Genomic DNA, 15284 nt, shown 5'->3' with positions numbered 1-15284 from the left:
ATTAATCAAGCTCACTTTTTATTGATTTTTCTTTTTTATCAACAGCTCTTAAATAAGAGAGGACTTCTTCTCGTATATCTTCCCTTTGTAAGGAAAAATCGACTGTCGCTTTAATAAATCCAATTTTATCTCCAATATCATAGCGGGTTCCTTCAAAGTTATAGGCTAATACAGCCTGTTTTTTATTTAATTCATTTATGGCATCTGTAAGCTGTAATTCGCTGTTATGTCCAAGCGGAAGTTTTGCGAGAATGTTAAAGATTTCAGGTCTTAACACATAGCGTCCCATAATCGCATATCGGGATGGCGCCATGTCTTTACTAGGTTTTTCTACTAAAGAATCCATATAGAAAAGATTAGGTTCGATATTCGTTCCCTTTGGCTTAATGATTCCATATTTATGGACTTCACTTTCAGGAACACTTTGTACAGCTACCACGGAGCTGTTGCAATATTCGAAAACATTAATAATTTGCTTGAGACAAGGTGTTTCCGACATGACAATGTCATCACCTAGTAAAATGGCAAAAGGTTCATCACCAATAAAACTTTTGGCACATAGAATAGCATGTCCGAGCCCTTTCGCCTCTTTTTGTCGAACATAGTAGATGTTGACCAAATTTGATATTTTTTGAACTTCTTCTAGCATTTTGAGTTGGTTTTTCTTAAATAATGCATCTTCCAGTTCATACGATTTATCAAAATGATCCTCAATGGATCTTTTTCCTCTGCCGATGATAATGACAATTTCCTCTATCCCTGAAGCCACTGCCTCTTCTACGATATATTGGATTGTCGGTTTATCCACAATCGGCAGCATTTCTTTTGGTTGTGCTTTTGTTGCAGGCAAAAAACGAGTCCCGAGACCTGCAGCAGGAATGATCGCTTTTCGTATTTTCATAAGCTGCCTCCATTCTAAATTCCTTACTCTTTTATATGCATGGAGACAAGTAGCGGTCACGTTAAAAGCCTATTAAACTATAATGTTACTAAAAAAGATCAGTGATGAATTTTCACTTTCCCTTAAACAAAAATCGAAGCTGACTACCCACCTGTTTTTGTTCCTGTTTAGGTATCTGTCGCTTAATGATGTTCACCTAACACGGCATCTGCAATATTAACAGCGTGGTCACCAATTCGTTCTAAGTTGCTAATAATATCAATGTAGACAATCCCGGACTTAGGGGTACATGATCCTTCTATTAAACGAATGATATGCTGCTTACGGAATTGATGTTCCATTCTATCAATCAACTTCTCATTTTCTATCACCTGTCTAGCCATATTTGCATCATTATGATAGAGAGCCGTTAATGCTTCTTTGACAGTAAAAAATGTTAATGTATACATTTGCTCTAAATCAGCCATGGCAGACTCAGAAATCACTACATTATTAGCAATCTGGTATTCAATTAGTTCAATCATATTTTCACAGTGATCTCCCATTCTTTCGAGATCCCGAATGGTATTAAGTAATACACTATGTTCTTCAGATTCTTGTTCAGATAGGGAGCTTGCCGAAATGTCTACTAGATAATTGGTAATCTTTTGATCAAGATTATTGATGGCATCTTCCATTTGCTTCATATTTTCCGCATGCTCGGGCTGCTTTGTTTTAATGAACTGTTTTGTTTCTTCGAGAGCACTTATTGCAACCTCCCCCATATGAAGTACTTCTTGTTTTGCCTGACCTAGTGCAATGGAGGGGGATTGCTTAATAAAAATGGGATCAAGGCGTTTTGGCTGATAACCGTTAACTGTATCTTTTCCAGGAACTAGCTTTGTGACAATGAAGGCTAGTAGTGAAACAAAAGGCAAGAGGATCAGTGTATTGGTTGTATTAAAGATTCCATGTGCGAAAGCAATCGTCATTTCAGAATTTAAACTGATTAAGGATTGAAGGGTTAGAATGAGCGATGTAAAGGGCTTTAAAAGGAGTATAAAGATGATGGTTCCAATTAAGTTAAATAACACATGGGCTGCCGCTGCTCTTTTGGCAGCAACAGATGTTCCAAGGGCGGCTAAAACAGCAGTGATGGTTGTTCCAAGATTATCTCCGAATAATATAGGGATAGCAGCATCCAAATGAATTAACGATTCAGCATAAATGCTTTGCAAAACGCCTATTGTAGCACTTGAACTTTGGACCAGAACAGTAAAAAAGGTCCCTACCAATACACCGAGTATAGGATTTGTACTTAATGAAACGGTTAATTCTTGGAATGCCTCAAGTGTTCTGAGTGGTTTCATTCCTCCGCTCATTAATTCTAAACCATAGAAAAGTGCTCCAAAACCAAATACGACCTGACCCCAATAATGAATTTTTTTACTTTTAAAGAAAAACAATAACACAGCACCTAACGCAATAATCGGAAGAGCGTATTCTCCTACGTTGAAACCAATGATAAATGCTGTGACAGTGGTTCCAATATTTGCTCCCATGATGACACCTATGGCCTGACGAAGCGTCATAAATCCGGTACTGACAAGACCAACCGTTATAACAGTAGTTCCGGTACTAGTTTGTAACAATATAGTTACGAGAATACCAGCTAACACCCCCATTAGAGGGTTTGTCGTAAACCGATCAAGTATATCTCTTAACCTGTCCCCAGCAGACTTCTGAAGCCCATCCCCCATTGATTTAATTCCAAATAGGAAGATCCCAAGGCCTCCAAGAAATTCGAAAAGCATTTGTAGAATATTTAATTCCATTTTTTCAACCCCTAAAACTCTTATGGAAAAGCTTATAACAAAGTCTAAGATGATGTGAGGACTCGAATTTGATCAACCGAGGTCCTCATTGATGGGTAGATAGTTTTTTCTAAGGGGTAATTCAGCTTTGGCTTTCATACAGTGGCAGATATACTTTTTTGACAAATTCTTTTATAATATCTGGAAGGATTTTTTTTCGACGATTTACAAGTTTACTAACCATTGCTTTTTTTTCTTCCTTCGAAACCATCCATTCATCAGGTATCATTGAAACAATTTCTTCTATTAAAAAGATTGGAATAGTCTGAATAACCTCCAGTTGTTCAAAAAAAAGGTTCTCATTCTCAATAAACTGGGCCATGAGTTGGTGGGTGGCACTTTTAATTAATCCATTTGGAAGTTGTTCTAAATCTGATGAACCCCAATTGTACGTTCCAAATACTTCTGCTTGATCGATCGCCCATAATCGGTAAGTGTTTTCAAATTCCTCGTGTAAGAGAATGTTTTTGCGAGTTCGATCACCGTTATAGAGCCAGTAATCAAATACAATGATCTTGGCTAGGGATTGATGATTGATAATTTTGGAAATATGAGAAACCTGATGGCCATCTAAGCAGTCAGGTACGTATAATGATGCAAATTGATAGGGTGTACTGCTCATTTGGGCGAGTTCAGGTATTTGGGAAGAGTAGTCTTGTGGGATATTTACGATTTGAGCAAAGGGAATAGGGAGTCCAAGATAACGACCTAAACAATAGGAAACCCATTCATTCGGTAAGGTTTTTTCAAATCCCTGTTGGAAGTATTTTACGACATAATCTCTTCCATCATTAAATGTGATTAAATGTGAATTTGATTTTCCTTCTAGCTTTTTATGATAGGTAATTGGCTCCATCATGGCTCATTCACCTCGTCATTGATATCTTTATCGATTGGGACAAGTTTTTTTAGCAAATCAATATATTGATTTGCTACTACTTGAATCGCAAATTGATCTTGAGTATGTTCGATTGCTGCTTTTGACATTTTTTGATGGAGAATAGGATTGTCTAGAATCTCATACGTTTTCTTAACCGCATCTTGTGTATTTTGTCCATGATAGAGAAGTCCTGTCTCATTTTGTCTGACTAGTTCTGTGACAGGCATCATGTTTGAGGCAACGACTGGCACACCTGTTGCCATTGATTCAATAAAGGTATTGCCAAATGATTCAGACCTTGTAGTAGCTAAAGTGCAGCCACCTGATTCACGAATTTTTGCATAGACATGGGGCATTTGGTGATAGGGAATAACAGGAAACCATTTGATAATATCGGTGAGTTGTTCTTCTTTCCAAGTTGCTGCAAATTCTTCACGTTGTATACTTTGTGCCCCACCAATTACCCATATTTCAATATCGTCGCGTTCACTTTTAATCATTTTTGCAACCTCTATTAACATCGGCCAGTTTTTGCGTCGATCTAATCGGCCAATCCATCCAATAATTTTTTTACCCTTTGTTAGTGTTGGGGCACTATTGAAGTCGATTTCTGCCGTGGGTAATGCTCGGAAAAAAGAGGTGTCCACACCATTGTATATCACATTAATGGGAATATCTTTTGTTAATATCGAAACTAAACGTTTTTGATAGTGTGATGGTACGATAATGGTTAACGGATCTATCCCTTGGAAGGATTTTAGATGAGGCTGGAGTTTTATTAGCTCTGGTGTACGTGCTTCTATGATAACAGGCCCAGAATAGTTTGCTTTTTTGATCCATTTATAGGCAGCAGCTGTATCTACTACAATGATTGCATCATAAGCATTTTTTTGGATGATCTTTACAATTTCCTTTTTGTCCTTGGTTAAATAAACAGGAGCTACATCTTCCATAATGTGAAGCCCACCGTGGTCTGTCGTATAAAGAAATTCAGTGTCAATGCCATGTTTTTTAAAATAAATAGAGCGATTTCTCCATCCGGCATTGACTCCGCCAACAGTGAGTAGGCGCCAGATTACAAGTATTTTCATATTGGTCTCTCCTCACTTCATTGAATTAGGCTCCTTCTCTTTTTGAAAAGAGTGGTTTGTCAATTTGTATCACGGATACAATGTAAGTTTGTTATTTTGATTTTTTGCGTCGACGTTTTTTCTTTTTTTTCTGAGAAGTATCCTCATATAGATAGTTGCCACCATGGTCTCTACTGTAGTAGTCTTTTCCGTAGTATCGGTCACTTTCCTCATATTTGTCAGAGTATTGATTGTTTTTACGATAATCACTGTAGGGATCTCTTCTAGAGGAACTAGCCTTTCGATCGTATATTTCAGAATATCTATTGTTTTCAGAGTATTTATGGTATCCGTGGAAGCTGTCATTTTCAGGAGAATAGCTCTTTGTGTCCTCTTTTTCTTTGAGAGGTTTCTTCTTTTCTAGATCCTTCCGTTGGAGTTTATCGATTTTGGCTTTAACTGTTTCTATATCATATCCCTGTGCTAACATTGCTTTAACCCATTCTTCTTTAAATACTTTGTGTACTAAGTTTTCTAATTGATTATTATAATTTTCCTCATCCTCCATTGTTAACAATTTACTACTATGATTTTTCAAATTTTCAATATCGTGTTTTTCATTCATTAGTTTTTGTAGTATTTGACGAGACAATTCTTCCATTTGGATATAGTGCTTCCATTCTTCATATAATTCTGGAGCAAGTGCTTGTACATGGGATAGAAATAACTGTTTATATTCTGCACCTAAAGAATTTAATAACTTACGTGGATAGGGATAGACTCGATCACGCCAGACCGTTCTTGCTACATCAATTACTTTCAAATTACCATCTTCTTGTATGAAAATCTGCCTTTTATGATGGTCAATCCGTTCATAACCAATTTCTTTGAAGGTGATTAACAAATGAATTAATTTAATGGAAAGCGCTTCAGTTAGTGGTTGTGATTGCAAGTATTCACGTAAATCTACTCCTTTAATAATTTCCATCGCAATATGAAGAGGTCCTTTCGCGTAGACATGTGGAAAAAGATTGGTTTGTTTTCCTAAAGAAAGGGCATAGAATTCTCGTTCGCAGTCCTCGGTATTCCCAAATACTTTCACACATATGTCATCAGTTACTTGAAAGACTGCTCCTTGACGACCTTTACCGATCATGACTAATGGTGAGTTATTTACGACATCAACGTCGGCATTTTCCAAATTCCGAACTTGTATTTCCTGCACACATTGATTTAGAAATTCAGTATCCATTTATTTCCTCCATCTTCCTTTAATAGACTTAATATTTAATCTCTTATATAAATAGTCAAAATTACAATAAAATGGAAGGGCAGGTACCTATTAAATGAAAAATATATGTTTTAATGAAAGGATATGTTAATGATTGCTGTTGAAAATTTGCCTTTGGTGTATGCGGTCATGTGTTTTATTCCATGAAATAACTGAATGGATGCGTATACCAAAGGTATTTAAAGCATCAACAATATTGTGTAACAAAGCCTAATGAAACGTAAGAGGGAGGAAATATGACAAAACTCAACATTTTTCCGCTTTTTTTTTATTTTTCTATTGCATTAATATTATTTTTTTGTTAATATTAATTTTGTTGGTGAAGCGCGGGTGTAGTTTAGTGGTAAAACCTCAGCCTTCCAAGCTGATGATGAGGGTTCGATTCCCTTCACCCGCTCCATACATATTTGATAACAACGCAGTATTTCGTTTCGAAAAGAGAACGAAGTGTTGCGTTTTTTTATTTTTTTAATAAAAAGCTGTAGCTCGGGTAAACCCATAGGGACTTCATGTAGCGCCCCTATGAAGAAACATTATTTAGCAATTGTCCAAATAGAATTGCCTCCATGAATTTGTGTGAACATATTCGCTAAAGAAGAAACCATTTCTTCTGCTTTTGTTTGCTCAAGTGAAGGCTGTAAATAGACAATCTGTACTGCATTTTTTGTCGTTTCTGTGATAGCTGTTTTTTCTGAATCAACAAAGGGACTACCAAAGGCATTCTTTTCGTCAGCTGAAACGATTAATCGATGAAGTGAATTGTTCTGACCATTTAATCCTTGATATTCTTCACCATCATCACCAAATCTTAACACTAAAGGAGCATGAAGTTTCTCGCTATCATAAACACCGATGGGGATTTCGTATTGTAAGGAAAAGAAATTATTTAAATCAATTGCACTATTGACTGGTTGAAGATAATTTTGCTTATGAATCCGTCTATATAAAGCTTCAGCAGAATGACGGTAACGATTGGGGTCTTTGGCTGTCTTTTTGAAAATTTGACGCCATTCGTGAATACCTGGAAAATCAGTTAGCTTTTTATCTTCTAGCTCAAAATAAATTGATTCTTGAAAGAGTTGTAGTCGCCCCTTCAACATTTGAGGTGATTCTCCGATACTAATTCCCTTATATTGAATAAAGCCTATTTTAAAATCGGAGATAAGTTCCTTTATTTCCGATGCAATTCTTATTTCCATTGTTTATAACCTCCCCATTCTTTGTAAAATAGTTTATCATAATAGACGTTATTTCTTAATAAAGAGGCATTTTCATATAGATGATTACTTAGAGAGGAGGAATATAAATGGATATTCTTGAATTGAAAAAGGAGATTATTCAATACAGCAAGACCATTGGGGTCGATAAAATTGGGTTTACAACGGCTTCTACTTTTGATGAATTAAAAAATCGTCTTATTAGGCAGAGAGAACTGAACTATCAATCAGGTTTTGAAGAAAAGGATATTGACAAGAGAACAAATCCAGGTCTTTTACTGAATGAAGCAAAGTCCATTATTTCAATTGCTGTCGCTTATCCTTCTAAAATGAAGGATCGAGTTATAAGCAAGAAGGGGGAGCGGCGAGGAATTTTTTCTCGGGCGTCATGGGGAACGGATTATCATATTATTTTACGTGAACGTTTGAAAAAACTAGAAACTTATATTCTCGAAAAAGTACCAGAGGCTCAGTGTAAATCAATGGTAGATACCGGTGAATTATCGGACCGAGCTGTTGCCGAAAGGGCGGGAATTGGATGGAGTGGGAAAAACTGTGCGATTATCACCCCTGAATTCGGATCCTACGTATACTTAGGGGAGATGATCACAAATATTCCGTTTGAACCAGATACTCCAATAGAAGATCAGTGTGGTACATGTAATAAATGTATTGAAGCTTGTCCGACTGGAGCACTCGTTCAAGGTGGACAAATTAATGCCCAGAGTTGTATTTCTTTTTTAACCCAAACAAAAGAGCCTATTCCTGAGGAGTTTCGTGATAAGATTGGAAATCGCCTTTATGGTTGTGATTCCTGTCAAACGTCTTGTCCGGAGAATAAAGGAAAGGATTTTCATTTACACGAGGAGGTAGAAGCAGAGCCAGAGATTGCGAAACCACTATTAAAACCGATACTAAAGTTAAGCAATCGTCAATTCAAAGAAAAATTTGGTCATGTATCAGGAGCATGGCGTGGGAAAAATCCGATTCAACGGAATGCCATCATTGCTCTTGCTCATTTTAAAGATAGCACAGCTCTTGAAGATTTAGTAGAAATTATGAATCGGGATCCCCGTCCAATGATGCGTGGAACTGCCGCCTGGGCAATCGGGGAAATAGCGAGTAAGGAAGCAAAAGCTACGCTTGAAAGGGCATATGCGATTGAGGCTGATGAAACCGTAAAACAAGAAATTGAAAAAGGATTACTACGATAGGGGGGCTTCTCAAGGAGAGTCTCCTCTTTATTGTGCCTGAAGAAGCGATTTCCGTAGAAAACGGTAATGAATAAGGGATAGCCATGAGATAATTTTTAGCTTCACTCAAGAAAATAAACTCCTCTCATATATATAGAAGGAAAGGAGTGAGGACATTTGCGAATACAGCTTCAAGAGCTACTAGAAAAAAGAGTTCAGCAATGTGTTACTAATTCCCGAAGTCCGATTGATCTATGTGAAAAAATAGAAAGAAAACGAGAAGCTTTAAGCAATCGAAAGGCCGGGATGATTAAAGTAAAAGCAAAAGGGAAGATCGACCATATTGAGCCATCTGAAGGTGAACTTGAAAAAGTTCTTTATCAAGTTCATCTTCAGTACTTAATCCAGCAGAAAGACCACCTTTATCTGGAAGAAGAAATCGAATTACGAAAGGCAGAATTTTATAAAGGAATATTAGTCGATGATCAGGAAATCAATCCGTTTTTTTCTGAAGACGACCGTGTGATTGATCCACCAAAATTGGATTTAGAAGAACAAGATGAAAGAGTTGCCTTTCATTACAACCGTTTGAAGGCTGTGCAATATGCAGAAAGATGGTGGAATGATTATAATCCCGCTTATAAAAAATTTGATGTGGATTGTACAAATTATATTTCACAATGTCTTCATGCAGGAGAGGCTCCTATGAGAGGGCATCCAAATCGAAGCAAGGGATGGTGGATGCAGAACAATAATTGGAGTTATAGCTGGACTGTTGCCAATTCATTAAGATGGTATTTACCTGGTTCAACAATAGGATTAAGAGCAAAGGCGGTGACAAGTCCTGACGAGCTATTACTTGGGGATGTGATTTGTTACGACTTTCAAGGAGATGGTCGTTTTGACCATTCGACGATTGTAACAGGAAGAGATACTTTTGGTATGCCGCTTGTAAACGCCCATACAACAAATAGCCGAATGCGTTATTGGGCATATGAAGATTCAACCGCTTATACACCAAACATCCAGTATAAATTCTTTACGATTATCGATGATGAGTGATCTTGTAAAAGTAGTTGTATATTCTCTGTAAGGCCCTATCTTGTATCAAGAATGGAGAGTGGTATAATAATACAATAATACGAAGAGTTTATTTTAGAGGTGAAAAAATTGGCAGTGCATATTGTTTTATATCAACCGGAAATTCCAGCAAATACTGGAAATATTGCACGGACATGTGCAGCAACAGATACTAGTTTACATTTAATTCGTCCACTCGGTTTCTCAACCGATGACAAAATGCTTAAGCGAGCGGGACTTGATTATTGGGAATTCGTCAATATCGTTTATTATGATTCTTTAGATCAGTTCTATGAGAAGAATCATGGTGGTGAGTATTTCTATTTAACGAAATATGGTACAAAGCCTCATTCCTCTTTCGATTATAGCCATACTGAAAAAGATTATTATTTTATTTTTGGACGTGAAACAACAGGATTGCCAAAAGATGTGATTGAAAATAATCGCGATCGAGCATTAAGAATTCCGATGACTGAAAATGTGCGGTCTTTAAATCTGTCCAACACAGCTGCTATTCTCGTTTACGAAGCATTACGGCAACAAAATTATCTGCATTTGAAATAAGTCTAGAGGGACCTTTTTAGGTTCCTTTATTTATTCTAACTTGGGAGCCCTTCATAATGGATAAACAAAAGGATCTTAGATAAGATAGTGATATGAATATATAAGAAGGGTGATATGAATGAATCAAACGATTGAAACAATGCTGTCCCATCGATCGATCCGTCATTTTGAAGATAAGTCCTTAACAAAAGAGCAAATTGAACTGATTGTCTTAAGTGCACAGTCTGCATCCACTTCAAGCTATATTCAGGCCTATTCCATTATCGGCGTCACAGATCCAGTGAAGAAAAAGAAGTTGGCTGAAGTAGCTGGTAATCAAAGTTATGTTGAGAAAAATGGTCATTTCTTTATTTTTTGTGCGGATTTAAATCGCCATGAATTTTTGGGTGAAATGGAAAATAAAGATGTAATAGCCTCAATTGAAAGTTCAGAAAATTTTATAGTATCGATCATTGATACAGCACTTGCTGCCCAAAACGCAGCAGTTGCCGCTGAATCAATGGATCTAGGGGTTTGTTATATTGGTGGGATTCGCAATAATTTGGCTGAAGTGTGTAACCTACTAAAAACACCGAAAAGGGTTATTCCATTGTTTGGTATGGCTGTTGGTTATCCAGAAAAATTAACAGATAAAAAACCACGTCTCCCTCTTTCTCATATTTATCATGAAAATGAATACGAGCAGGATGCATCCCTATATAAAAGACAGTTGGAAGAATATAATGAATTCATATCTCGTTATTATAATGAAAGAACAGGTGGAAAAAGAAAAGATACTTGGACGGGGCAGATGGCAAGTATGCTTAGTAATCCAAAGCGAATGTATATGAAGGAATTTATTGGGAAACATAGATTTGATTTAAAATAAGAAAAGAGCAAGTCGCCAGCTTTGCGCTAAACAGTTATCTGTGTTCAAAAGTTATACTTTCTTATACCATGAAAAAGGCCGCAAATGCGGCCTTTTTACATCATTATTTCGTAACATTTGGTTTATCATTATATCCAGCTGTGAAGATAGCTACAAGGAATGTAACCATTACTCCGAGAATAAGGATCGTACCCATTGTGGTATGTAGGCCTCCTTTATAAAAGAATCAAGTTTGAATGATAGCTTTATTATAGCCTACTATGAAAAGTCTGTGAATAAAATGAAAGAAAATTTCTAACAAATAGAATAATAAGTGATTTTTAACATAGAATGATTCATAGTTTTTATTTTCGTTAGTCCAAGTTGATTATCCTTTTTTGGCATGTTAGCCAATAACTAAGCATACATTGTATTAATCAGCTTTGATAAAGTGAAACTTCCATCATTGGAGGTTTTATTTCTACTAGTGATGGTTAGTTACGGTTCATACGATGTGGTGGTGTTATTTAGTTGTATACTTACGCTCGGACAATTGCAGGCAATAGCCCTACTCTAGTTTTTTTATTCTTGGACTAGGAGAATGGGTAGGTCTTTCTGGCCAGTAAAATGGGATAAAGCGACAGAGGAGGTTCATATGGATATATTAAAAAGAATCGAGCTATATCGTCAAGAAGAAGAGATGCTTAAGTGGGAAGGGACATTCGGAGAGTATTTAGAAATAGTTAAAGAAAAGCCATGGGTTGCTCAATCAGCACATTCACGGACTTATAATATGATAAAAGATTCAGGTGTAGAGGAGATAAATGGTAAAAAACATTATAAATTTTTCTCGAATCAGTTGTTTGGATTGGAAGAATCTCTTGAGAGACTTGTAGAAGAGTATTTTCACCCTTCTGCAAAACGACTTGATGTTCGGAAACGAATACTATTATTGATGGGACCAGTAAGTGGTGGTAAATCAACCCTTGTAACCATGTTGAAAAGAGGGTTGGAAGCTTATACGTTAACAGACAGAGGAGCTGTATTTGGGATTAAAGGCTGCCCAATGCACGAAGATCCGCTCCATTTAGTTCCACATTATTTACGTAAAGACTTTTATGATGAATATGGCATTAGAATTGAAGGAAATCTCTCTCCATTGAATATGATGCGTCTTGAACAGGAGTATAATGGTAAAATTGAAGACGTTATGGTCGAACGGATCTTCTTCTCTGAAGACAGACGTGTTGGTATCGGTACATTTAGTCCGTCAGATCCAAAATCACAAGATATTGCTGACTTAACAGGAAGTATCGATTTTTCAACCATTGCCGAGTATGGATCTGAGTCCGATCCACGAGCATACCGTTTTGATGGGGAATTAAATAAAGCCAATCGTGGAATGATGGAGTTCCAAGAGATGTTAAAATGTGATGAGAAATTTCTTTGGCATTTGCTCTCACTTACGCAGGAAGGAAATTTTAAAGCAGGTAGATTTGCTTTAATTAGTGCCGATGAACTTATTGTTGCGCATACGAATGAAACAGAATATCGTTCCTTTATTTCAAATAAGAAAAATGAGGCTTTGCATTCTAGAATCATTGTTATGCCTATTCCATATAACTTGAAGGTGTCAGAGGAAGAAAAGATTTATGAAAAAATGATTAGTGAAAGTGATGTTTCTGACGTCCATATCGCTCCACATACATTGAGAGTAGCAGCGATGTTTACCATCTTAACGAGAATGAAGGAACCAAAAAAAGGTGATATCGATTTAGTGAAAAAAATGCGTCTGTATGACGGTGAAGCTGTGGAAGGCTACAATCAAGCTGATGTTGAAGAATTGAAAAAAGAACATGGTGATGAAGGAATGAGTGGAATTGATCCTCGTTATGTGATTAACCGGATTTCTTCTACTATCATACGTAAAGAGATGTCGAGTATCAATGCGCTGGATGTATTGCGTTCCTTGAAAGAAGGACTGGATCAGCATTCTTCCATTACACCAGAACTGCGTGAACGTTATTTGAACTATATTTCACTTGCTCGTAAAGAATATGATGATATTGCGAAGAAAGAAGTACAAAAAGCATTTGTCTATTCATATGAGGAGTCAGCAAAAACATTAATGGATAATTATTTAGATAATGTTGAAGCTTATTGCAATAAAATTAAGCTTCGCGATCAGCTTACAGGTGAGGAAATCAATCCAGATGAGAAATTGATGCGTTCCATCGAAGAACAAATTGGTATTTCTGAGAATGCGAAAAAGGCATTCCGCGAAGAAATTTTGATTCGTATCTCAGCCTACGCGCGTAAAGGGAAACGATTTGATTATAATTCTCATGATCGTTTACGTGAAGCTATTCAGAAGAAGTTGTTCCACGATTTGAAAGATGTCGTGAAAATTACTACTTCAACCAAAACACCAGATGAGCAGCAACTAAAGAAAGTAAATGAAGTGGTCGCTCGACTAATTGATGAGCATGGCTATAACTCGACCTCAGCGAATGACTTACTACGCTATGTTGGTAGCTTGCTGAATCGTTAAAAAGAATTTTAATCCTGTAAGTAATTTAATAGTTTGTGGTAAAGGGGCTATCCGTTCATGTTCTGACGGATGGTCTTTCTTTTGGCTATAGATGATTTTGTGTCTAAAAGGTGAACAACAGCTGTCTTTCTCATTTTGCATTTTTATATACACTTTACAAGTAAATCTATATATTTTTTAACAGTATATACCAACTCAGTAGACTGCAAGTTGTGTTCTTCTAGAAAATTGTAATTTTTCTCACAGATTATCCATGTTTTTAACGATAAAATATTCCCATAAATATAAAAGGGGATCTTTATTATGAGGAGAACAATTTATTGACCATGTTATTGGTCAAATGAATCAAATTCAGCAAACTGTATCAAAAGCAAGCAGTTCTATTCACTCCTTAAGGAATCGTTCAAACGAAATCAGCCAAATTATTGAGATTATTACAGGTGTTGCTGAGCAAACGAATCTACTTGCTTTAAATGCAGCGATTGAAGCGGCAAGGGGAGGAGAGCATGGTAAAGGGTTTACTGTTTGTAGTAGCAGATGAGGTAAGAAAATTGGCGGAAGAATCAAAACGATCTGCTGGGCAGATTACAGCAATGATTCACCATATTCAGATGGAAACAATGGAAGTCTTCTTTATTTAGCGCTTCTAATTAATTTAGTATAAAGGGGGTATCATTCTATGAAAAGAAATCGATTTTTTGGAGTAGTTATATTGTTGTTAGTCATTATCTTGGCCGCTTGTTCTGAATCAACTTCTAAGGAAGAAAAGGGTAAAAGCAAGGAAGAAACATTTTTGATCAAAGCTGGACATGCAGCATCAGAAGATCATTTTGCTCAAGCATCATTTGAACACTTTAAAGAACTTGTTGAGACAAATAGTAAGGGAAAAATAAAAATGGAAATTCATCCAAATGGTGCGCTTGGCGGTGAAAGAGAAATGCTTGAACAGCTTTTACTTGATGAGTTAACCATGATGGCTCCAGCCTCTGCTCCATTAGATGCTGTTGCTAAAGGGATAGCGATGTGGGATTTACCTTATTTATTCAAAGATAATGAAACAGCTCATAGAGTATTGGACGGGGAAGTTGGGCAAGAAGTACTTGACTCTATGTCTGACAAAGGGATCATCGGCCTTATTTATTGGGAAAATGGTTTCCGACATTTAACCAACAATAAGTATCCAGTAACAAGTGTTCAAGAGATGGAAGGAATGAATATGCGTACATTAGAAAATCCAATGCAAATTAAAACATGGTCTTTGATGGGAGCAAACGCTACACCGATTGCTTTTACTGAATTATATGCTGCACTAGATCAAAAAGTAGTTGATGCACAGGAGACCCCACTGTCACTTATGTATGCACAGAAGTTTCAGGAAGTACAGAAATATTTAACATTGACAGGTCATACCTATTCACCTTGGCCGGTCGTGATTAATAAAAAGTTCTTTGATGGATTACCTGAAGACTTACAAAAGATTGTCATGGATGCAGCAGTAGAAACACGTGATTTTAATAGACAACTGTCGAAAGAGGATGAAGAAAAGTCTCTAGAGCTTCTCAAAGAGGAAGGAATGGAAGTGACAGAACTAACGGATGAACAGAAACAAGAATTTAAAGAAGCTACGAATGCAATTTATGAGGATGTTAGAAAGGAAGTAGGAGCAGAACTTTTTGATAAGTTAATGAAAGAAGTTTCTATGTAAAAAATATCGATTTGAGAGCTGTATATAACTTCATAAGTTCATTTTTTGTAACAAGCTCTAATGCTACTTTTCAGTTGAAACTATAAGTCATTATGTTTGTTTTTAATTACTAGGGGCTGCTTGTCTATTTCT

The 15284-nt window shown here is 36.5% G+C and carries 12 protein-coding genes, 1 tRNA gene and 1 pseudogene; 8 read left to right on the top strand and 6 right to left on the bottom strand.

Annotated features, from left to right (window positions below):
- Position 1: 1 nt before the first annotated feature.
- The 5 genes from galU to JMM81_RS17980 all read right to left on the bottom strand — a co-directional run bounded on the left by galU (position 2) and on the right by JMM81_RS17980 (position 5956).
- The gene (gene galU / locus JMM81_RS18000; protein WP_256242945.1) at positions 2–901 is read right to left on the bottom strand and encodes a UTP--glucose-1-phosphate uridylyltransferase GalU; all 900 of its coding nucleotides are present in this window, start codon (positions 899–901) and stop codon (positions 2–4) included.
- A gap of 182 nt (positions 902–1083) precedes the next feature.
- A complete protein-coding gene (locus JMM81_RS17995; RefSeq protein ID WP_256242944.1) occupies positions 1084–2715 on the bottom strand; it encodes a Na/Pi cotransporter family protein in 1632 nt (543 codons plus the stop codon).
- A gap of 121 nt (positions 2716–2836) precedes the next feature.
- Positions 2837–3613, bottom strand: coding sequence for a HipA family kinase (locus JMM81_RS17990; protein ID WP_256242943.1), 777 nt, complete (start codon positions 3611–3613; stop codon positions 2837–2839).
- Positions 3610–4725 carry a glycosyltransferase family 4 protein gene (locus JMM81_RS17985; RefSeq protein WP_256242942.1) on the bottom strand — a complete coding sequence of 372 codons (1116 nt, stop codon included), beginning with the start codon at positions 4723–4725 and terminating at the stop codon, positions 3610–3612. Before JMM81_RS17985 ends, JMM81_RS17990 begins: the two co-directional genes overlap by 4 nt.
- Before the next feature lie 91 nt (positions 4726–4816).
- Positions 4817–5956 carry an RIO2 family protein gene (locus JMM81_RS17980; protein ID WP_256242941.1) on the bottom strand — a complete coding sequence of 380 codons (1140 nt, stop codon included), beginning with the start codon at positions 5954–5956 and terminating at the stop codon, positions 4817–4819.
- A 365-nt stretch (positions 5957–6321) separates the two neighbouring features.
- Here JMM81_RS17980 and JMM81_RS17975 point away from each other — a divergent pair.
- Positions 6322–6395, top strand: a tRNA-Gly gene (locus tag JMM81_RS17975).
- A gap of 133 nt (positions 6396–6528) precedes the next feature.
- Here the strand turns inward: JMM81_RS17975 and JMM81_RS17970 are convergent.
- Positions 6529–7194: a B3/B4 domain-containing protein gene (locus JMM81_RS17970; protein WP_256242940.1), complete on the bottom strand. Its 666-nt coding sequence runs from the start codon at positions 7192–7194 to the stop codon at positions 6529–6531.
- A gap of 107 nt (positions 7195–7301) precedes the next feature.
- Between JMM81_RS17970 and queG the strand changes: the two genes are divergently transcribed.
- From queG to JMM81_RS17935, 7 genes and pseudogenes are all read left to right on the top strand, one after another.
- Positions 7302–8426 (top strand): tRNA epoxyqueuosine(34) reductase QueG, encoded by a 1125-nt coding sequence (queG, locus tag JMM81_RS17965; protein WP_256242939.1) that lies wholly within the window; start codon positions 7302–7304, stop codon positions 8424–8426.
- A gap of 156 nt (positions 8427–8582) precedes the next feature.
- The gene (locus tag JMM81_RS17960; RefSeq protein ID WP_256242938.1) at positions 8583–9467 is read left to right on the top strand and encodes an amidase domain-containing protein; all 885 of its coding nucleotides are present in this window, start codon (positions 8583–8585) and stop codon (positions 9465–9467) included.
- A gap of 99 nt (positions 9468–9566) precedes the next feature.
- Complete coding sequence (trmL, locus tag JMM81_RS17955) at positions 9567–10049, top strand: tRNA (uridine(34)/cytosine(34)/5-carboxymethylaminomethyluridine(34)-2'-O)-methyltransferase TrmL (protein WP_375162413.1); 483 nt, start codon at positions 9567–9569, stop codon at positions 10047–10049.
- 118 nt (positions 10050–10167) lie between these two features.
- Positions 10168–10917, top strand: coding sequence for an oxygen-insensitive NADPH nitroreductase (gene nfsA, locus JMM81_RS17950; RefSeq protein ID WP_256242936.1), 750 nt, complete (start codon positions 10168–10170; stop codon positions 10915–10917).
- 634 nt (positions 10918–11551) lie between these two features.
- Positions 11552–13447, top strand: coding sequence for a PrkA family serine protein kinase (locus JMM81_RS17945; RefSeq protein WP_256242935.1), 1896 nt, complete (start codon positions 11552–11554; stop codon positions 13445–13447).
- Positions 13448–13754: 307 nt separating this feature from the next.
- Positions 13755–14067: pseudogene (locus JMM81_RS17940) on the top strand (methyl-accepting chemotaxis protein); the annotation flags it as partial.
- A gap of 59 nt (positions 14068–14126) precedes the next feature.
- Positions 14127–15152, top strand: coding sequence for a DctP family TRAP transporter solute-binding subunit (locus JMM81_RS17935; protein WP_256242934.1), 1026 nt, complete (start codon positions 14127–14129; stop codon positions 15150–15152).
- The last annotated feature ends 132 nt before the right edge of the window (positions 15153–15284 follow it).

The sequence above is a fragment of the Bacillus sp. V3B genome, assembly GCF_024494465.1.
Taxonomy (GTDB): Bacteria; Bacillota; Bacilli; order Bacillales; family Cytobacillaceae; genus Bacillus_BD.
This window is presented reverse-complemented; position numbering and strand designations above follow the sequence as displayed.